Origin of the sequence: Lysinibacillus sphaericus OT4b.31, from assembly GCF_000392615.1 — a bacterium.
GTDB lineage: Bacteria > Bacillota > Bacilli > Bacillales_A > Planococcaceae > Lysinibacillus > Lysinibacillus sphaericus_B.
The window spans coordinates 3,377,563-3,397,724 of the sequence record NZ_KB933398.1 but is presented as its reverse complement, the minus strand read 5'-3'; the positions used below and the strand labels follow the sequence as shown (position 1 = coordinate 3,397,724).

Below are 20,162 nucleotides of genomic sequence, written 5' to 3'. Positions count from 1 at the left end.
TTAAATAATTATTTTTCGACTATAGAAATTTTAGGTATAGCATTTGCATAAAAAAGTAAGAATGAATGAGTATTCATAAGGGGGATCAACGTAAATCTCCTTCATGGTGTTGTCATAAAAATGTTGTTAATTGCATAATAATTAATCGAAAATACATTTATTTTCTATTTTGTGTTTGAAACTGTATTCCTTTTTCATTATAATTAAAATAAGAATTTACAAAGTTTGGGACAAAGGGGAGAGGACGTATGACAGCAAAACCATGGCTAGCAAATTATCCTGAAGAAGTACCATCGTCTTTAACGTTTGAGGAAATTCCTGTGCAAGAGTTTTTGACACGTGCCTATAAAAAGAATCCTTCCAAAGTTGCGATTCATTTCATGGGTAAGGATTTGACGTACACCGAGCTATATGAGTCTGCACTAAGGTTCGCAAACTATTTACAATCACTTGGGGTGGAAAAAGGTGATCGTGTGGCTATTATGCTACCAAACACACCACAAAGTGTGATTGCTTACTATGGAGCAATGTATGCGGGGGCAGTTGTTGTACAGACAAATCCACTTTATACTGAACGAGAGTTACAATATCAGATGGCTGATTCGGGAGCGAAAGTTATTTTAGTAATGGATATATTGTATCCACGCGTGATGAAAATCATGAAAGAAACGGCTCTTGAAAACGTCATTGTAACAGCAATTAAAGACTACTTACCATTCCCGAAAAACTTAGTGTATCCTTTTATTCAAAAGAAGCAATTTGGCTTTAGTGTGAAGGTTGAGCATAGCGGACAAAATCATTTATTTATAGAAATCATGCGATCGGCGCCCGTGAAAATGATCGATATTCCGTTTGATTTTGAAGAAGACTTAGCATTGTTGCAATATACAGGAGGTACGACGGGCTTCCCAAAAGGTGTAATGCTGACTCATAAAAATTTAATTGCCAATACGACAATGTGCGATGCATGGATGTATAAATGTGTACATGGGGAAGAGACGATTATGGGCGTGCTTCCGTTCTTTCATGTATACGGAATGACAACTGTGATGTTGTTATCGGTGTTCACGCAAAATAGAATGGTGCTGCTACCGAAATTTGATGCAGAAACAGCCTTGAAAACGATTGATAAACAAAAACCAACGTTGTTCCCAGGTGCACCTACGCTTTATATTGGTCTATTAAATCATCCAGATATTGCGAAGTACAATTTATCGTCTATTAAGGCATGTCTGAGTGGGTCTGCTTCATTGCCAGTCGAGCTACAGGAGCGGTTTGAAGAAGTAACAGGAGGCAAGCTAGTGGAAGGCTATGGTTTAACAGAAACCTCTCCCGTTACGCACGCGACACCTATTTGGGGTAAACGTGTCATCGGTTCTGTTGGCTTGCCTTGGCCGAATACCGATTCGGTAATTCTACGTACTGGTGATACGGAGCAGCTTCCGGTAGGTGAGGTTGGCGAAATCGCAGTGAAAGGGCCACAAGTCATGAAAGGTTATTGGAATCGTCCTGAAGATACGGCTGCGACGTTTGTAGATGGCTGGTTCTTAACGGGTGATATAGGCTATATGGATAAAGATGGTTTTTTCTATGTAGTCGACCGAAAAAAGGATTTAATTATTGCGGGTGGTTTTAATATTTATCCTCGAGAGGTTGAGGAAGTATTATACGAACGTGAAGAAATTCAGGAATGCGTGGTAGCAGGTATTCCAGATCCGTACCGCGGAGAAACGGTAAAAGCTTATATTGTATTAAAAGAAGGATATTCGATTACCGAGGACGAATTAAATAAATATTGCCGACAACATTTAGCCTCCTTTAAAGTACCGCGCTATTACGAGTTCCGAGATGAGCTACCGAAAACGGCGGTCGGTAAAATTTTACGTCGTACATTAGTGGAAGAAGAAAAAACAAAAATGGCGACTAAAGAAGCAAAATAACTACGTGATAAAGTATTGACAAGCGTGGATGTAGAATATAATATGAAAATATGAATGAATGACCATTCATATTTTCATATTTTTTATTTATAGGTAATCACGCCGCATCCTCCATAATGTTTTAATACGCTGATAAAAGTGTATATGTACCTTCATTTCAAGTTCTTCAACTTTTGTGGATAGACAATAAGTTACAGCTTAGTCGAATCCTGCATTGTTGCTGATAGGAATGTAAGTAGGCGTGGGTATGTTTTTTCTAGGTGGTGATTTAAAAGTGAAACGAGATAAGCCTAAGTATAAGCAAATTGTTGATGCAGCTGTCATCGTTATTGCAGAAAATGGGTATCACCAAGCGCAAGTATCGAAAATCGCCAAACAGGCAGGGGTGGCCGACGGAACAATCTATTTATATTTTAAAAATAAAGAAGATATATTAATTTCTGTCTTTAATGAAAAAATGGCTGTTTTTGTAGAGTCATTACAAGATATAATAGAAAATGGAAGTACGTCGAGAGACAAGCTTTCACGAATGATTGAAAATCATTTTAATGTTCTAGCGACTGATCGATACCTAGCAACTGTCACACAATTAGAACTTCGACAATCAAATAAAGATTTACGACTAAAGATCAATGCAGTATTAAGAGAGTATTTACAATTGCTTGATCAAATTTTAATTGAAGGCATGCTATCAGGTGAGTTCAATCAAACGATGGATGTACGCTTGGCACGTCAAATGGTGTTTGGAACCATTGATGAAACCATTACGTCGTGGGTTATGAATGACTATCGATACGATTTGATAGAACAGGTTCCAAAGGTTCAGGCGTTAATCCTGAACGGCATTAAAGCGTAAAGGGATGTGGAGAAATGGAATTTCTAAGTTGGAAAGTTGAAGATGGCGTAGCAATTATTTCGATTGCTCGTCCGCCAGCAAATGCATTATCTCGCGGAATCATTACAGAAGTAAATGCTGTGCTAGATGCCGTAGAAAACGATGACACTGTCCGTGTTCTTGTGCTTCATGGTGAAGGCCGTTTCTTCTCAGCGGGTGCAGACATTAAGGAGTTTACAGAAGTTGAATCGGGCGCAGCGTTCACTAAATTAGCAAGCAATGGGCAACAAGTATTTGAACGTGTTGAAACATTTTCAAAGCCAGTTATTGCAGCAATTCACGGTGCAGCACTTGGTGGTGGACTTGAACTAGCAATGAGTTGCCATATGCGCTTTGTGACGGAATCTGCGAAATTAGGATTGCCTGAACTACAACTCGGTCTTATTCCAGGATTTGGTGGAACACAACGTCTACCACGTTATGTGGGTGTTGCGAAAGCAGCAGAAATGATGTTTACAAGTGAGCCTATTTCAGGTTCAGAAGCCGTACAATGGGGCTTAGCAAACAGAGCATTTACAGATGAAGCTTTACTCGAAGAGACATTAAAGGTTGCGAAAAAAATTGCCAAAAAGAGTCCGATTGCTTTAAAAGCAGCCATTCAAGCTTTGCAATACGCTAAGCCGGCTTCATTCTATGAAGGTATTGAAGTAGAAGCTGAATCCTTTGGTACGGTATTTGTTACTGAAGATGCTAAGGAAGGTATTCAAGCATTTATCGAAAAACGTGAGCCTGTATTTACTGGCAAATAGTATTCCATCAGTATCGATAGCAAACTTAAGGGGGTTATCGATACTGAAAATATATAATATTTATAAGTTTACTTAGAAATTAAAAAACGTTTCAGGAGGTATGGATTTATGAACATTTTTGCATTAATTAAACGTACTTTTGATACAGAAGAAAAAATCGTTGTTTCAGGTGGGAAAATTCAAGAGGATGGCGCAGAATTCATCATTAACCCTTATGACGAATACGCAATTGAAGAAGCTATCCAAGTGCGTGATGCGGCAGGCGGTAAAGTAACCGTTGTCACAATTGGTGGCGAAGATGCTGAAAAGCAATTACGTACGGCTCTAGCAATGGGCGCTGACGAAGCGGTGCTTATTAATACAGAAGATGATATAGATGAATTAGATCAAAATGCAGCAGCTTACCTTTTAGCTGAGTATTTAAAAGATAAAGATGCAGACCTTATTTTAACAGGTAACGTTGCCATTGATGGTGGTTCTGGTCAAGTAGGGCCGCGAGTGGCTGATTTATTAGGCATCAATTATGTAACAACAATTACAAACCTTGAAATTGATGGCACATCTGCAAAAATCGTGCGCGATATCGAAGGTGATTCAGAAGTAATTGAGACATCTTTACCACTTTTAGTAACAGCTCAACAAGGTTTAAACGAGCCACGTTACCCATCTTTACCAGGTATCATGAAAGCGAAAAAGAAACCGCTTGCAGAGCTTGAGTTAGATGATTTAGATATCGATGAAGATGATGTAGAAGTAAAAGTAGAAACAGTAGACATTTACTTACCAGCTCAAAAAGCTGCAGGACGCATTCTTGAAGGCGAACTTTCTGCACAAGTTAAGGAGCTAGTAAACCTACTTCATACAGAGGCAAAAGTAGTTTAAGTCATTTATTTTCATTCAGCATATTTTGTGGCGAAAGCATAGCATCAGCTACAGAGGACTCTCACATGAAGAGAGTTTTGCAGTGGGTTTCCAACACCAAATGAATGAAGATCAAGCCTTGGACGGGTGTTACAGATTTTAAAAGGAATCCATTTAGGGTGTTAGCCTACATACATTGCTTTCAAGCGATATCGGCTAACTAATCTACACTGCTTCCAACGCCATGACTTGTGGCTATACCGAAAGGATCGACATCAAGCCGGTCCTTGTGCAGGCCTAAATACAATTTAGAATCTGAATGACAAATGCCAAGGTGTAGTTGATGATGTAAATCGAATCTTAGAGGGTAACGGAGGGAATGTACTATGTCAAAAAAAGTATTAGTATTAGGTGAAGTTCGTGAAGGAAGCTTACGTAACGTATCTTTCGAGGCAATTGCTGCTGCCAAACAAATCGCTGATGGCGGCGAAGTTGTCGGTGTTCTTTTAGGGGATGCTGTAGCAAATCTTACAGGTCCATTATTCGAGTATGGTGCTGATCGTGTTGTAACAGTGGAACATCCACATTTAAAACAATATACATCAGATGGCTATGGTCAAGCTTTACTAGCTGTAATCGAACAAGAAAATCCAACTGGTATCGTGTTTGGACACACAGCGAATGGTAAAGACTTGTCACCAAAAATTGCAAGTAAATTACAAGCAGGTCTTGTATCTGACGTAACAACAATTGAAGGTGCTGGTGATGATGTAGTATTCATTCGCCCAATTTATTCTGGTAAGGCTTTTGAAAAGGTAAAAATAAAAGATGGCGTTGTGTTAGCATCGATTCGTCCAAACAATATTGCACCTTTAGAAAAAGAAGCGGGTAAATCAGGTGATGTGTCTGCTGTAGCTGTAGAAATTACTAACCTACGTACAATCATTAAAGAGGTTGTTCGTAAATCTACAGAAGGTGTAGATCTTTCTGAGGCGAAAGTAGTTGTTGCTGGTGGACGTGGTGTGAAATCTGAAGAAGGCTTCGAACCGTTAAAAGAACTAGCAGATTTACTTGGTGGTGCAGTCGGTGCTTCACGTGGTGCATGTGATGCCGAATACTGTGATTACTCACTACAAATTGGTCAAACTGGTAAGGTTGTAACACCAGATCTTTACATTGCAGCTGGTATTTCTGGAGCAATCCAACACTTAGCAGGTATGTCGAATTCAAAAGTAATCGTTGCCATTAATAAAGACCCAGAGGCAAATATCTTTAAAGTTGCAGATTATGGGATTGTAGGCGATTTATTCGAAGTAGTGCCGCTTCTGATTGAGGAATTTAAAGCGTTAAAAGTGAATGCATAATTAGTCGTTTTATACATGTTGCGCGGGGAGGATTTATCTTCCCTGCTTTTTTTGTGTAATTCATCGTTTAGCTTAATGTTTGAGCAAGTCTGTAGTGGTTTTGAAAATTATTGCAAAATAAAATATTGACACAATTAATATAAGGCCGTATAGTGATGGATAATAATTAAATTTTTCAATAATAATGTTTTGAAACGCAAAGATTAGGAGTAGTAAAAGCTCATTATTTGGTGAAGAGAGCTGCGGGATGGTGCAACGCAGTCCAATAAGACTTTGAACTTGCCTAGGAGTGGTAAGATAAATAGAATTAACAGATTATTCTATTTGTTTGACGGTTAACCTTCGTTACAAGGTTTTTAAGTAGGGTTCTTATAGAACCAATTAGAGTGGTACCGCGGTTTGCTTTAGGCATATCGTCTCTTCTTTCATTTGATAATGAAGGAACAGACGATATGCCTTTTTTGATTTTAGGAGGTAAGGAAATGGAAAAAGACAACCAGAAATTACAAAGAACAATGACCTCACGTCATATTACGATGATGGCTTTAGGTGGTGCCATTGGTGCAGGGTTATTTAAAGGGAGCAGTGCAGCTATTGATATGGCAGGGCCGTCAGTACTTTTTGCTTACTTAATAGGTGGTATTATTCTATTATTTGTTATGCAAGGTTTAGCAGAAATGGCCGTTCGTAATCATGAGGCCAGAACGTTTAGAGATTTAGTACAATCAATTTTAGGAAAGTATCCAGCTTATTTTCTAGATTGGATTTATTGGAAAATGTGGGTGTTAAATATTGCGGCGGAATCCGTAGTTGCGGCCATTTTCATTCAATATTGGTTGCCACATTATCCGATTTGGATACTTGCCCTATCCGTCTCGGTGTTAGTTACAGCCATTAACTTATTATCAGTAAAAGTTTTTGCAGAAACAGAATATTGGCTGGCCTTAATTAAAATTACCGTTATTGTGGTGTTTATCATAGCAGGATTAGTTTTATTGCTTGTTACTTTTGGCAATCATACAGCTGTTGGTTTTTCTAATTTAACGGAGCACGGTGGATTCTTTCCAAACGGTTCAACGGGCCTAATAGCTGCAATGCTTGTGGTTATTTACTCTTATGGTGGTACTGAAATTATTGGTATTACGTTAGCTGAAACGAAAAATCCTGAGAAAGTAGTACCCAAAGCTGTGCGCAGTACATTAGTACGTATTGTGACCTTCTATCTACTGCCTTTCTTCATTATCGTTAGCTTAATTCCTTGGAATGAAGTAAATGGCGTATCAGAAAGCCCGTTTGTAATGGTATTTAAAATGATTGGTATTCCAGGGGCCGACCATATTATGAACGCTGTTGTTATACTCGCAATTATTTCATCTATGAACTCTGGCCTTTATGGTTCATCACGCGTTCTATATACACAGGCTGTGGACGGGCGTATTCCTAAAATCTTTGCTCATTTATCGAAAAGGAAAGTGCCGGTATATGCTATATTGATGTGTACGTTAGCTTTATATATGGGCGTAATCATTTCTTTATTTGCCGGAAGCAAAACTTTTGACTTTCTGATGGGTTCACTGGGATACACTGTGTTATTTATTTGGTTAATTATTGCGATTGCGCATGTGAAATCACGTAAAAAACAGCCAGAAAAAACAAGTGCTTATGCGGTAAAATGGTTTCCTTATACAACTTGGATAGCAATTATCGCCTTAAGTGCAATTCTGATTGGCATTATTTTTACAACATCTATTATCGTAACAGGTATTACATTAGCCATTTACATTTTTATTACTTTAACTTATGTATATAAGGGACGTTATCAAGGAAATTCGGCTAAATAATAATTCAACATAATGCCTTTTTCGACTCTTTTATACTTGTTTTTCATAAATTATGCAGTCAAGGCAGATTGTTCGCTCAAGTGAATTTATCCATGCTATACTACAAGCATAGTAAGATTAAGGAGGATTTCAAATGGCAATTGTACATGCAACAGATGCAACTTTCCAAGATGATATTAAAGAAGGGTTAGTACTAGTAGACTTTTGGGCTGCTTGGTGCGGGCCTTGTAAAATGATTGGACCAGTTCTTGAAGAAATGGATGCTGCAGGGAACGCAGCTAGAATCGTAAAAGTAGACGTAGATAACAACCAAGGTACTGCAGCGCAATACCAAGTTATGTCTATCCCATCACTACTGTTATTTAAAGATGGTGAGTTAGTAGACAAAACTGTTGGTTTCCAACCAAAAGAAGCGCTAGAAGCTTTCATCGCTAAACACGCTTAATAAGTAGTAAAGGAAAGCCAGGCCATCTATAGATGTGCTTGGCTTTTTTTCGTTATATAATGTAAGAAAAGGGGAGGCAGGTAGGCGATGAATGATTTAATCAAACGCAAGCTTGACATTTTACCAGATCAGCCTGGCTGCTATTTGATGAAGGATAGGCAAGGCACGATTATTTATGTAGGAAAGGCCAAAATACTTAAAAACCGAGTGCGCTCTTATTTTACGGGGACACATGAGGGGAAAACACAACGCCTCGTTAGCGAAATTGAGGATTTTGAGTACATTGTGACGTCGTCAAACCTAGAAGCACTTATTTTAGAGCTTAATCTCATCAAACTGCACGATCCGAAATACAATGTCATGCTAACAGACGATAAAACATACCCATATTTAAAAATTACAAATGAAAAAAATCCACGTCTTATTACGACTCGAAAGGTAAAAAAAGATAAGGCGAAGTATTTCGGCCCATACCCAAATGCATACGCTGCAAGTGAAACTAAAAAGCTACTTGATCGTTTATATCCACTCAGAAAATGTGTGCAATTACCGTCCAAAGTTTGCTTGTACTATCATATGGGACAATGTATAGCACCTTGTGTGAAAGACATTGATGCACAAATTTATCACGATATGATTGAGGATATGACGAAGTTTTTAAATGGTGGGGTTGAAGCTGTAAAAAAAGAACTTGAAGAGAAAATGCTAGCGGCAGCTGAAAATCTAGAGTTTGAGCGAGCGAAGGAATTCCGCGATCAAATTGCTCATATCGATACAGTTATGCAAAAGCAAAAAATTGTGTCGAGTGATACGACGAACCGAGATGTGTTTGGCTATGCGGTAGAAAAGGGCTGGATGTGTGTGCAGGTCTTTTTCGTGCGACAGGGCAAACTGATTGAGCGAGATGTTTCGATTTTTCCGATTTACCAGGATGCAGAGGAAGAATTTTTAACATTTGTTGGGCGATTTTATGAGAAGCTTGAGCATATTAAGCCAAAAGAAATTTTTATTCCGCAGTCCATTGATGCAACAATTTTAACGGACTTACTTGCTGTGAAGGTGCTTACACCAAAGCGTGGTCAGAAAAAAGAGCTGGTCGAGTTGGCGACAAAAAATGCGGAAATTGCGGTTAAGGCTAAGTTCCAACTCATTGAACGACAAGAAGAGCGAACGATTGGTGCGTGTGAGGCACTCGGTGAGGCAATGGGCATATCTGCGCCACTACGCATTGAGGCATTTGATAATAGTCATATGCACGGTGCAGATGCTGTATCGGCAATGGTTGTGTTTGTTGATGGGAAACCAGCTAAGAAAGAATATCGTAAGTACAAAACGCGCACTGCTGCAAAGCATGATGACTATGGTGCAATGCAGGAAGTGATTCGTCGTCGTTACACAAGAGTATTAAAGGAAGGCTTGCCATTGCCCGATTTAGTACTGATTGACGGTGGTAAAGGGCAAATGGAAGTTGCGAGAGAAGTGTTAGAAGATGAGCTTGGCCTAGTCATGCCAATTGCTGGCTTAGCGAAAGATGATAAGCACAATACATCACAGCTTTTATTTGGGGATCCTCCAGAAGTAATAGCGTTAAAACGTACAAGCGACGGCTTTTATTTATTACAACGTATTCAGGATGAGGTGCATCGTTTTGCGATTACATTCCTCCGACAACAGCACGAGAAAAATGCGATCCAATCGGTACTCGATGGAATTGAGGGTATTGGACCGAAGAGAAAACAACAGTTGCTAAAGCATTTTGGCTCGGTGAAGAAAATACGTGAGGCGAGTGAGCTCGCCTTACAAGAAGCGGGTATGCCCGTTAATTTAGCAAGTAATATTTACGCTTATTTTCAGCAAGAGGCATTGTCAAAGGACTAGACATATGCTAACGTAAATATAAGTTTATATTCACTATTTTAGTGATGATAGAGGTGCAAGGTTAAATAGTAGCATATTGGAGGGTGGACAAACCCTTTGATGATGTGCGAAAGGGAAGCTTGCCGAAGTGGAGTATCGTTGTTTCCGATACTTTACTGGTTTTGCATTTAAGAGATGTAAGACTGTCGATTCTTGATGTTTCGGAGAGCTATCACACATGCGCAAGATTTTATATTGTACATGTTGCAGGCAGCTCTCACATTATGTGGGGCTGCCTTTTTGATGTTCCCAGCATGTTTCTTTTACATCATTCATGTATCCTCATTTTCTCAAAGTGGGTGATGAATACCAAAATGGTTTGCTAGACTGCGGAGATACAGTTGCGGATTGTACGCTAAAATCGGCGCTCACTGCGGTAAGCTATCTGAGCGAAAGCAACAGGATACTTGTATCGACAGCTAAGTGTTTAACTTCGTATTGGCTAGAGCACAGGTGGCAGTTGATAGGGATGACTTTTGTCAGTACAATTCACAATCCGTATCCAAATTATACTGAGGCGTAAATGAGTTAGAAGGAGAATGATAACGATGACGAGAATTGTACTAAAATTTGGTGGAGCAGCGATAGCGTCAACAGATCGTATTCAGGAGTTCGTAAAAAAGGCAGTTGCCGAAAAAAATCGTGGACTAGATGTAGTGGTTGTGACATCAGCAATGGGACGTACTGCAAAAGAGTTAGCAAAGATGGCTCGCGATTTATCGGACGATGCTTCAAAGCGTGAACTGGATGTACTATTTTCAACAAGTTCACAAGTCGCAAGTGCGTTATGTGCGATTGCTCTTCAGGAAGCAGGTTATGATGCAGTGTCTTTAACAGGTTGGCAGGCAGGCTTACTAACTGATGCCAAGCACCGCAACGCACGTATTGGAGACGTTGCTGTCAATCGTATTGAAAAACATTTAGCGCAGGGTCAAATCGTAGTAGTTGCTGGTGAACAAGGCATTGATGGGGCTCAGAATATTACAACGCTCGGTAAAGGTGGGGCGGAAACGACAGCGGTTGCCATCGCTGCAGCAATCAATGCTGAAAGAGTAGATATTTTCACAAATGTAGAAGGCGTTTATACAGCAGATCCCAATCATATTTTAGGCGCGAAAAAGTTAAAGGAAATTTCGTATGATGAAATGTTAGAGCTTTCAAATTTAGGTTCGCATATTTTACATCCACGTGCAGTGGAACTCGCGAAGAAGTTCCAAATCCCTGTCATTATTCGTTCGTGTGAGCAGGATGTGACAGGTACCTTATTAAAGGAGGAAGTTGAAGTGGAAAAAAATTTAATCGTACGTGGTGTTGCTTTTGAATCAGACATTATTCGTTTAACAGTCGGGTATGATGCTTATTCTGATGCATCCTTAGCAGGTATGTTTACGGTACTGGCAGAGAATCGCATCAATGTAGATATTATCGTACAAGCTATTATTGATGGCTTAAAGCCGTCAGTATCCTTTACGATTTTGAAAGAGGAATTTGCACAAGCTCTCCACGTTTTAGAAAATAGTAAATTATCATTGGGTTTTAGCTTTGCTGATTTTGAAGTTGGCCTAGCGAAGGTTTCGATTATTGGCTCGGGAATGGCGTCCAACCCAGGTGTTGCTGCACGTATGTTTGATCGGTTACGTCGTGAGGGCATCCCTGTGAAAATGGTAAGTACCTCAGAAATTAAAGTATCCGTAGTCGTACCACAGGACGATATGATTCAAGCAGCTAATGCTTTACATGCGGAGTTTAATTTAGCTGAAGCGCTTCAAGTGTAGATAATGGGGGTTTGTCGAAAATCAAGGACGCATTCTGTATAATTTGTTTATAACAATTTGTAACTTTAGTGAATATTCAGACAGTGCTGATAGTGATATTAAAGTAAGAAAGGATTGCCATTCACCATTTAATGGAATGACAATCCTTATTCGATTACTCTGTCGGAATGGTGTTCATGATACGTTCCTTCACATCCCACTTGACGGTAAACATTATAAGCTGTTGTTTTTCGCGTTTTTCATCATAGCACTCAGTCAAATAGCCTTTTGCTTGCTGAATCTGCTCCGCTATAAATCCTGCTTCAAGTCGAAAGCTTCGATTTCTAAGCTGTAAAAGTGCTGGCTCATTTGTTAAATGGAAGATACGTCCATCCTTTGATTCCTTCGTAAGTTCTAGAGTACCCCAGCAGGCATCTGCGAAAAATGCGATAAGTTCTTCTTGACTTTTACAGGGGAACTTCCGAGCAAGCTCTTTTCCAGCCCAATAAAGCACTTCATCTTCATGTTTACCAAGAATGGAAGATAGAATATGATCGCGAATTATCTCATACCCAAATGATGAGATTGTAGGAGATGGAGTATTTAACATTGATATCCTTCTTTCTTAGAATTTTCTTATAATTTGGTAGTGATAAAGTAAAGATAGATTTTTCGAGAAAAAATGACGCATCATGTACTAGATTATTACTTTAATAAGGGCTATTAAAAACTCCGAGTTGCCTTGACGCTCGTAGCTCTTGAGAGTACAATAAACATGTCATAATATTGTACCATGATGAAATACACAGTCAATGAAGTTTCATTTACAAAATGGTGACTTCTTTTGTTGTGCTATTTTAAGTACTAAGGGGGGTAACAGTCTTGTCGAAAGATCGAGAGTTTTTATGGCGCCGCTTACATTCTCTACTTGGTGTCATACCAGTAGGTTTGTTTTTGGCGTTCCACTTGTCATTAAACTTCACTGCTGTTGGCGGTGAAGAAGCTTACAATGATGCAACAGGGGCGATGGAATTAGTTCCACATTCTCTATTGTTGCTAATGGAATGGGTAATTATTTATATCCCATTAATGTTCCACGCTTTCTATGGTGTGTTCATTGCTTTTACAGCTACACCAAATACAGGTCGTTTTAGCACATACCGTAACTGGATGTTCTCATTACAACGCTTCACTGGTGTATTCCTAGTGATTTTCATTGCATGGCACATTTTCCAAACTCGTATTCAAAAAGCACTTGGAGCGCACGTTGAATATGACATGATGGCAGATATTGTTGCAAATCCATTCATGCTTGGATTCTACATTGTTGGTATTTTATCAGCAACTTTCCACTTATCAAACGGTTTATGGGCATTCTTAGTAAGCTGGGGTATTACACAATCTCCTCAGGCTCAAAAGATTGCTACTTATGTAACAAACATTATTTTCGTAATTCTAAGTGTTATGGGTGTGGCTGCAATTTTAGCTTTTGTGTAAGTACGTGAAAACTAAAAGAGGACATGCAATCATTGCAATTTTTTAAGAGGAGTGAGAAATAATCATGGCGAAAAGCAAAATAATTGTTGTCGGCGGCGGTCTAGCCGGTCTGATGGCAACGATTAAAGCAGCTGAAGTTGGTACTGAAGTTGATTTATTCTCATTAGTTCCTGTAAAACGCTCACACTCTGTATGTGCGCAAGGCGGAATTAATGGTGCGGTTAATACGAAAGGTGAAGGGGATTCTCCTTGGATTCACTTTGACGATACAGTATACGGTGGGGACTTCCTAGCGAATCAACCGCCAGTTAAGGGTATGTGTGATGCAGCCCCTGGTATTATTCACTTAATGGACCGTATGGGTGTAATGTTCAACCGTACACCAGAAGGTTTACTTGACTTCCGTCGTTTCGGTGGGACTTTAATGCACCGTACAGCCTTTTCTGGTGCAACAACTGGTCAGCAATTACTATACGCACTAGACGAGCAAGTTCGTTCTCACGAAGTAGCTGGTTTAGTTAATAAATATGAGCACTGGGAATTCCTTGGTGCAATAGTCGATCCTGACGGCGTTTGTCGTGGTATCGTTGCGCAAGATATGCGTACAGAAGAAATTAAATCATTCCGCGCAGACGCTGTAATCATGGCGACTGGTGGCCCTGGTATTATCTTCGGTAAAACAACGAACTCTGTTATCAATACAGGTTCTGCTGCTTCTATCGTTTACCAACAAGGTGCTTCATACGCGAATGGAGAGTTCATTCAAATTCACCCAACAGCAATTCCAGGGGACGATAAAAACCGTCTAATGTCAGAATCTGCTCGTGGTGAAGGTGGACGTATTTGGACTTACAAAGACGGTAAACCTTGGTACTTCCTTGAAGAAAAATATCCTGCATACGGTAACTTAGTACCACGTGATATTGCAACACGTGAAATTTTTGACGTTTGTGTAAACCAAAAACTTGGTATCAACGGCGAAAACATGGTATACCTAGATCTTTCTCATAAAGATCCACATGAATTAGATATTAAACTTGGTGGTATTATTGAAATCTACGAAAAATTCGTAGGCGATGATCCACGTAAATTACCTATGAAAATTTTCCCTGCAGTTCACTATTCAATGGGTGGATTATGGGTTGACTACAACCAAATGACTGAAATTCCTGGCTTATTTGCTGCAGGTGAATGTGATTACTCTCAACATGGTGCAAACCGTCTTGGTGCAAACTCATTATTATCTGCTATTTATGGTGGTATGGTTGCTGGTCCAAACGCAGTAGATTACGTAAAACACCTTAAAAAGCATGCTGAAGATATTCCACAAGAAGTATATGATGCACGCGTAAAAGAAGAACAAGATAAGTGGGATGCGATCATGAAAATGGATGGCACAGAAAATGCTTACTTGCTTCATAAAGAGCTTGGTGAAATGATGACAGCTACTATGACAGTAGTACGTTACAACGACCAACTTGAAGATACATTGAAAAAACTTGATGATCTTCTAAAACGTTGGGAAAACATCAACATCAACGATACGCAAAAATGGAGTAACCAAGGTGCTCACTTTACGCGTCAACTGAAAAACATGCTTTACCTAGCGAAAGTAATGACAAAAGGCGCCCTACTACGTAACGAATCTCGTGGTGCGCACTACAAACCAGACTTCCAAGAACGTGATGATGAAAACTTCTTAAAAACGACTATGGCAAAATTTGACCCAACTACGGGTGAGCCAATTATCACGTACCAAGAAGTTGACGTTTCATTAATCCCACCACGTAAACGTGACTACTCTGCTTAAGGAGGCTAAGAATTATGGATATCGCAGCTAATACTGGAAGAATGGTAAAAGTTGAAATTTTACGTCAAGATACACAAGGTGGCAATGGCTACTGGCAGAAATTCGAAGTTCCTTATCGTCATGGTATGAACGTTATTTCTGTATTAATGGAAATTCAAAAAAATCCTACTACAGCTTCTGGTGAATCAACAACGCCTGTAGCATGGGACATGAACTGTCTAGAAGAAGTTTGTGGCGCATGTTCAATGGTTATCAACGGACGTCCGCGTCAATCTTGTTCAACACTGATTGATCAATTGACTGAACCAGTTCGTCTTGAACCAATGAAAACTTTCCCAGTTATTCGTGACTTACAAGTTGACCGTGACCGCATGTTTAATGCACTTAAAAAAGTTAAAGCATGGGTACCAATTGATGGTACGTATGATTTAGGTGAAGGTCCTCGTATGCCAGAAGGTAAACGTCAATGGGCTTATGAATTATCTAAATGTATGACTTGTGGTGTATGTATGGAGGCATGTCCAAACGTGTCTGAAAAAGCTTCATTCATAGGACCAGCACCATTATCACAAGTACGTCTTTTCAACACGCACCCAACTGGTGCAATGATTAAAGACGAGCGTTTAAATGCTATTATGGGTGACGGCGGTCTTGCTAACTGCGGTAACTCACAAAACTGTGTAGCTGCTTGTCCAAAAGGTATTCCTTTAACAACATCTATCGCATCTTTAAACCGTGCAACTACAGTGCAAATGTTCCGCAACTTCTTCGGTTCTGACCACTTTGTTGACTAATTGACTACAAGCTATACTCCCTTACACAAATTGTGTAGGGGAGTTTTTATTTATACTATATTTTAGAAAGTAAAGGATAAAACGAGGGAATTCCTTAATAAAACACTGAAATATCAGATTCTTTCTATACTAATAAAGTTTCTTCCTATATAATGAATTTGTATTCATTTTAACTTTAATTAGCATGAGTTACGACCTACTGTTATAAGATGTTGTTTTACGCGGATGTCATGGTCAACGCTTATGTAACACTTTCTAAGTATGTAAGAATAGATTCATATAGTTAAAAAGTGTTCCAGTGCATAAATGGTTTATAGACACGCACTCAACGCTGAAGACTACTTTAAAACAAAAATTATTTTTAGCTGTAGTCAATGCAGCTAAATAACATGAAGGCGAATTAATAAAAAGGGGATGAACAACATGAAGGCAAGTTATATTGGAGATTTTCAGGAGTGGGCACAGGAATTTTCATTTTTTATTGAGGTACGAGTGCGTTTTTCAGAAACAGATATGTTCGGTCATATGAATAATACAGTTAGCTTTACATATTTTGAACAAGCGCGTATCGATTATTTTCATCATCTAGGTGTACTAATGCCGTCAAAAATAGATGAAAGTGTGAAAGGCATTCCGATAGTAGCTGATTTACAATGTGATTATGTAAAGCAAGTTTTCTTTGACGATGTCCTTCGTGTTTTTGCCAAAGTAGCGAAAGTTGGTAATTCATCTATAGATATTCATTACTTAGCTAAAAATCAAAAGGATGAAGTTTGCTTCACAGGACGTGGTACAGTTGTACAAATGGATCCCCGTACAGGAAAGAGTGTACCAATCTCTGAGGAAGAAAAGGAACATTTAGCATCCTTAGCAGTCATTTAACTTTCTACTGATTGTTTTGTTGGAGAGGCAATTTTGAAGATGAAGATGTGCAATTACATGATTATTAACGAATTTATAGAAGCAACTTCCAAATTTTTTGTGCAAACACGTGGTAATCATGAAAATAGCCGTCACCGCTCCTCGTTCCTTAACATAAGTTACAATACGTGCGGGGGAGGAGGGTGTGACTGAAAATGAATGGCTCTCATCATCGTTCTCTTTTAACAAACCGAGAACGTGAAATATTTGCGCTTTTATTAGCTGAAAAAACAACGAGGGATATTGCAGAGCAACTTGGTATTAGTGAAAAAACAGTGCGAAATCACATTTCCAATACAATTCAAAAGCTAGGTGTAACGAATCGATCTCAGGCGTTAATTGAGCTGTTACGCTTAGAAGAATTCAAATTAGACTAATGGACACTTGCTATTTCGTGAAAAAAACGACAAAATAGAACTATTCAACGTATTTTTAGGAGTGAAATAGTTATATGTCGGATGAAGTAACAAAGCACTCACCTGAAACCGTTGCAACGGTTGAAAAGGAATTACGCTATATAGCGGCCATTGTGAAACAAAAAGGAAGAGAGATTGTTTCACAATATGCGATTACGCCGCCACAATTTGTTGCATTACAGTGGTTAGAAGAGCTTGGTGATATTACAATTGGCGACTTGTCAAACCGTTTATACTTAGCATTTAGTACCACAACAGATTTAGTGGACCGGATGGAGAAAAATGAATTAGTCAAGCGTGTGCGTGACGATAATGATCGTCGTGTTGTTGTTGTTCATCTTCTCGAAAAGGGCGAACGTATAATACAAGAAGTTATCGAAAAAAGACAGCAGTATTTGCAGGAGATGCTTGTTGGGTTTAATGAACAAGAGGTCGGGCAATTATCGAGCTATTTACAAAAACTACATGTACACATGAAACAGGATTGAGGCGGAAAGTATGAATGCCCCGATAGGCGTTATTGATTCAGGAGTAGGCGGTTTAACCGTAGCAAAGGAAATAATGAAGCGATTACCAAACGAAACGATTTATTATATTGGTGATACAGCAAGATGTCCCTATGGTCCACGAACTCGACAAGAAGTACGGAATTTTACTTGGCAAATGGCAAAAGCACTTGAGAAAATGAATATCAAAATGCTCGTCATTGCTTGTAATACAGCGACTGCAGTAGCACTCGAAAGTTTACAAAGAAATATGCCTTTTCCGGTACTAGGCGTTATTAATGCTGGCGCACGTGCAGCTGTAAAGAAAACGAAGCGACATGAAGTCGTTGTGCTTGCAACTGAAGGAACCATTAAAAGTGGGGCGTATGAGGAAGCCTTGGTGTCACTGAATACGTCAACACATATCATTCCATTAGCTTGTCCAACATTCGTTCCACTTGTAGAAAGTGGCGAATATAAAGGTGAATTTGCCAATAAATTAATCGCAGAAGGTTTAAAACCGTTGAAAAATGAACAATTTGATACGGTGATTTTAGGATGTACGCATTATCCAATTCTGCAAAAGCAAATAGAAGCTGCCGTTGGAGAAGATGTTTTCGTGCTATCATCTGCGGAAGAAACCGCAAAGGATGTTCAAGAAATGCTTGCGTATAATGGCACTTTAGCAGATTCAGATGCTGTGCCTGCTCATAAATTTTATGCAACTGGTTCTGTACCGATTTTCCGTTCGATTGCAGAAAATTGGCTCGAGCAAGGTACACTCGATATAAAACGTATTTCATTAAAATAAAAATCAGCTTAGCTTATGAAAGCTGGGCTGATTTTTTATTTCCCAAAATCAAAAACGAACAGATTGTAAGACTGTCCGTTTTAGGGTTCAACTTTAAATAAATAAGTACACAGCTACGAACATCGCTGCACTGCCTGCCATGACAAAAACATGCCAAATTGCATGATTGTACTTGATTTTTTTGTTTTTATAAAAGAATGTGCCTGCAGTATAAAAAATGCCCCCGATTAAAAGTGTCATAAAGCCGTCGAACGAAATATACGTGACTAATGGTTTATAGACGAATACAATAAGCCACCCCATACCAATATAGACAAGCAATGAAACTTTCTTAAAGCGATAAACGAAAAATTGTTTTAAGACGATACCAATGATTGCGAGTACCCATTCGATAATAAAAATGGTCAAGCCTAGCTGTCCACCAACAGCAATCAGAGCAACTGGTGTATACGTTCCTGCAATTAATAAAAATATGGAACTGTGATCTAGTTTTTTTAGTAATACTTTATGTGTTGGAATGGAATGATATAGCGTGGATGCTAAGTATAAACAGAACATTGAAATGCCGAATATAATGTAACTAATGAGTTCTGTTGTTGAACCGGAAACTAATGCTTTATGAACTAATAAAAGGGTAGCAGGAATTGTTAAAAATGCACCGACTCCATGCGTTAGGGCGTTCCAAAACTCTTCCTTAATAGTATAACTACTTTGTTCAACCGCGGATTGTGGCATGACCCGTCACCTCTTCCTTTATTCACCTTACTATAACAGAACAATAAAATGGATTGTAGAAGAAAGTGTAATACAATCTATATGATAAATATCATATATTGCAGAGAGTTAATCGTCTTATCGATGTAAAATATGATAAAATAAGTGCGCGAAAGATTTTAGGAGGCACGAAAAATTATGACAAGATATGATGGTAGAACTGTGGATGCAATGCGTCCTGTAAAAATGGATAGCGAGTATTTACTGCATCCTGAAGGTTCAGTATTAATCCAAGTAGGAAATACAAAAGTTATTTGTACGGCAACAGTTGAAGATAAAGTACCAGGTTTTTTACGTGGACAAGGAAAAGGCTGGATTACAGCCGAATACTCGATGTTACCACGTGCCACAGCGCAGCGAACGCCACGCGAATCGTCTCGTGGCAAAGTGAACGGGCGAACTATGGAAATCCAACGTCTAATTGGCCGGGCATTACGTGCTATCGTCGATTTAGAGGCACTTGGCGAACGTACAGTATGGATTGACTGTGATGTAATTCAAGCAGACGGAGGGACGCGTACGGCATCGATTACAGGGGCATTTGTAGCGATGACACAGGCGATTGCCAAACTTGCAGAAGAAAAACAACTCGCTAAATTCCCAATCACCGATTTTTTAGCTGCCACAAGCGTTGGAATTGTGGAGGAACAAGGTGCTATTTTAGACTTAAACTATGTTGAGGACGTTGCAGCAGCTGTAGATATGAATATCATTATGACAGGGGCAGGACGTTATGTAGAATTACAAGGTACTGGCGAGGAAGCAACATTTTCCCGAGAAGAGTTAAATGAACTACTTGCATTAGGTGAAAAAGGTATTCAAGAATTGATCGTACTACAAAAAGAAGTACTTGGAGAACTAGCGAACAAAGTAGGAGGAGACTGCTAA

General features: G+C 39.2%; 19 protein-coding genes, 1 riboswitch and 1 other annotated feature. Of the genes, 17 read left to right on the top strand and 2 right to left on the bottom strand.

Annotation, left to right across the window (positions count from 1 at the left end):
- Positions 1-248: 248 nt before the first annotated feature.
- The 9 genes from H131_RS15650 (at position 249) to H131_RS15610 (ending at position 11,787) form a co-directional block, all read left to right on the top strand.
- On the top strand, positions 249-1,940 hold the full coding sequence (locus H131_RS15650; RefSeq protein ID WP_010860123.1) for a long-chain-fatty-acid--CoA ligase: 1,692 nt from the start codon (positions 249-251) through the stop codon (positions 1,938-1,940).
- A gap of 274 nt (positions 1,941-2,214) precedes the next feature.
- Positions 2,215-2,796, top strand: coding sequence for a TetR/AcrR family transcriptional regulator (locus H131_RS15645; RefSeq protein ID WP_036131589.1), 582 nt, complete (start codon positions 2,215-2,217; stop codon positions 2,794-2,796).
- 14 nt (positions 2,797-2,810) lie between these two features.
- Entirely contained in the window at positions 2,811-3,584 is a 774-nt protein-coding gene (locus tag H131_RS15640; RefSeq protein ID WP_010860121.1) for an enoyl-CoA hydratase, read from the top strand.
- A 108-nt stretch (positions 3,585-3,692) separates the two neighbouring features.
- Positions 3,693-4,466, top strand: coding sequence for an electron transfer flavoprotein subunit beta/FixA family protein (locus H131_RS15635; protein WP_010860120.1), 774 nt, complete (start codon positions 3,693-3,695; stop codon positions 4,464-4,466).
- A gap of 365 nt (positions 4,467-4,831) precedes the next feature.
- Complete coding sequence (locus H131_RS15630) at positions 4,832-5,809, top strand: electron transfer flavoprotein subunit alpha/FixB family protein (protein ID WP_010860119.1); 978 nt, start codon at positions 4,832-4,834, stop codon at positions 5,807-5,809.
- 190 nt (positions 5,810-5,999) lie between these two features.
- Positions 6,000-6,233 (top strand) — a binding site (T-box leader).
- 58 nt (positions 6,234-6,291) lie between these two features.
- Positions 6,292-7,650, top strand: a complete 1,359-nt coding sequence (locus H131_RS15625) for an amino acid permease (protein WP_036130560.1) — start codon at positions 6,292-6,294, stop codon at positions 7,648-7,650.
- A gap of 133 nt (positions 7,651-7,783) precedes the next feature.
- Positions 7,784-8,095 (top strand): thioredoxin, encoded by a 312-nt coding sequence (gene trxA, locus H131_RS15620; RefSeq protein ID WP_010860117.1) that lies wholly within the window; start codon positions 7,784-7,786, stop codon positions 8,093-8,095.
- Between the two features lie 87 nt (positions 8,096-8,182).
- Positions 8,183-9,973, top strand: a complete 1,791-nt coding sequence (gene uvrC / locus H131_RS15615; RefSeq protein ID WP_010860116.1) for an excinuclease ABC subunit UvrC — start codon at positions 8,183-8,185, stop codon at positions 9,971-9,973.
- 40 nt (positions 9,974-10,013) lie between these two features.
- Positions 10,014-10,192, top strand: a riboswitch (Lysine riboswitch).
- A gap of 368 nt (positions 10,193-10,560) precedes the next feature.
- Positions 10,561-11,787, top strand: coding sequence for an aspartate kinase (locus tag H131_RS15610; protein WP_010860115.1), 1,227 nt, complete (start codon positions 10,561-10,563; stop codon positions 11,785-11,787).
- Between the two features lie 154 nt (positions 11,788-11,941).
- On the opposite strand, the gene H131_RS15605 is transcribed toward H131_RS15610, so the two are convergent.
- Positions 11,942-12,376 (bottom strand): YslB family protein, encoded by a 435-nt coding sequence (locus H131_RS15605; protein ID WP_010860114.1) that lies wholly within the window; start codon positions 12,374-12,376, stop codon positions 11,942-11,944.
- A gap of 272 nt (positions 12,377-12,648) precedes the next feature.
- Here H131_RS15605 and H131_RS15600 point away from each other — a divergent pair, with 272 nt between their 5' ends.
- The 7 genes from H131_RS15600 (at position 12,649) to racE (ending at position 18,500) form a co-directional block, all read left to right on the top strand.
- On the top strand, positions 12,649-13,263 hold the full coding sequence (locus H131_RS15600; protein WP_010860113.1) for a succinate dehydrogenase cytochrome b558 subunit: 615 nt from the start codon (positions 12,649-12,651) through the stop codon (positions 13,261-13,263).
- Between the two features lie 64 nt (positions 13,264-13,327).
- Positions 13,328-15,073: a succinate dehydrogenase flavoprotein subunit gene (gene sdhA / locus H131_RS15595; RefSeq protein WP_010860112.1), complete on the top strand. Its 1,746-nt coding sequence runs from the start codon at positions 13,328-13,330 to the stop codon at positions 15,071-15,073.
- A gap of 14 nt (positions 15,074-15,087) precedes the next feature.
- The gene (gene sdhB, locus H131_RS15590) at positions 15,088-15,867 is read left to right on the top strand and encodes a succinate dehydrogenase iron-sulfur subunit (protein ID WP_010860111.1); all 780 of its coding nucleotides are present in this window, start codon (positions 15,088-15,090) and stop codon (positions 15,865-15,867) included.
- Between the two features lie 423 nt (positions 15,868-16,290).
- The gene (locus tag H131_RS15585; RefSeq protein WP_010860110.1) at positions 16,291-16,749 is read left to right on the top strand and encodes an acyl-CoA thioesterase; all 459 of its coding nucleotides are present in this window, start codon (positions 16,291-16,293) and stop codon (positions 16,747-16,749) included.
- Between the two features lie 194 nt (positions 16,750-16,943).
- The gene (locus H131_RS15580; protein ID WP_004226437.1) at positions 16,944-17,165 is read left to right on the top strand and encodes a helix-turn-helix domain-containing protein; all 222 of its coding nucleotides are present in this window, start codon (positions 16,944-16,946) and stop codon (positions 17,163-17,165) included.
- 74 nt (positions 17,166-17,239) lie between these two features.
- Complete coding sequence (locus H131_RS15575) at positions 17,240-17,692, top strand: MarR family winged helix-turn-helix transcriptional regulator (protein WP_010860109.1); 453 nt, start codon at positions 17,240-17,242, stop codon at positions 17,690-17,692.
- A gap of 10 nt (positions 17,693-17,702) precedes the next feature.
- The gene (gene racE / locus H131_RS15570; RefSeq protein ID WP_010860108.1) at positions 17,703-18,500 is read left to right on the top strand and encodes a glutamate racemase; all 798 of its coding nucleotides are present in this window, start codon (positions 17,703-17,705) and stop codon (positions 18,498-18,500) included.
- A gap of 93 nt (positions 18,501-18,593) precedes the next feature.
- Here racE and trhA read toward each other — a convergent pair whose 3' ends face one another.
- Entirely contained in the window at positions 18,594-19,235 is a 642-nt protein-coding gene (gene trhA / locus H131_RS15565; protein WP_010860107.1) for a PAQR family membrane homeostasis protein TrhA, read from the bottom strand.
- 177 nt (positions 19,236-19,412) lie between these two features.
- Between trhA and rph the strand changes: the two genes are divergently transcribed.
- Positions 19,413-20,162, top strand: a complete 750-nt coding sequence (gene rph / locus H131_RS15560; protein ID WP_036130554.1) for a ribonuclease PH — start codon at positions 19,413-19,415, stop codon at positions 20,160-20,162.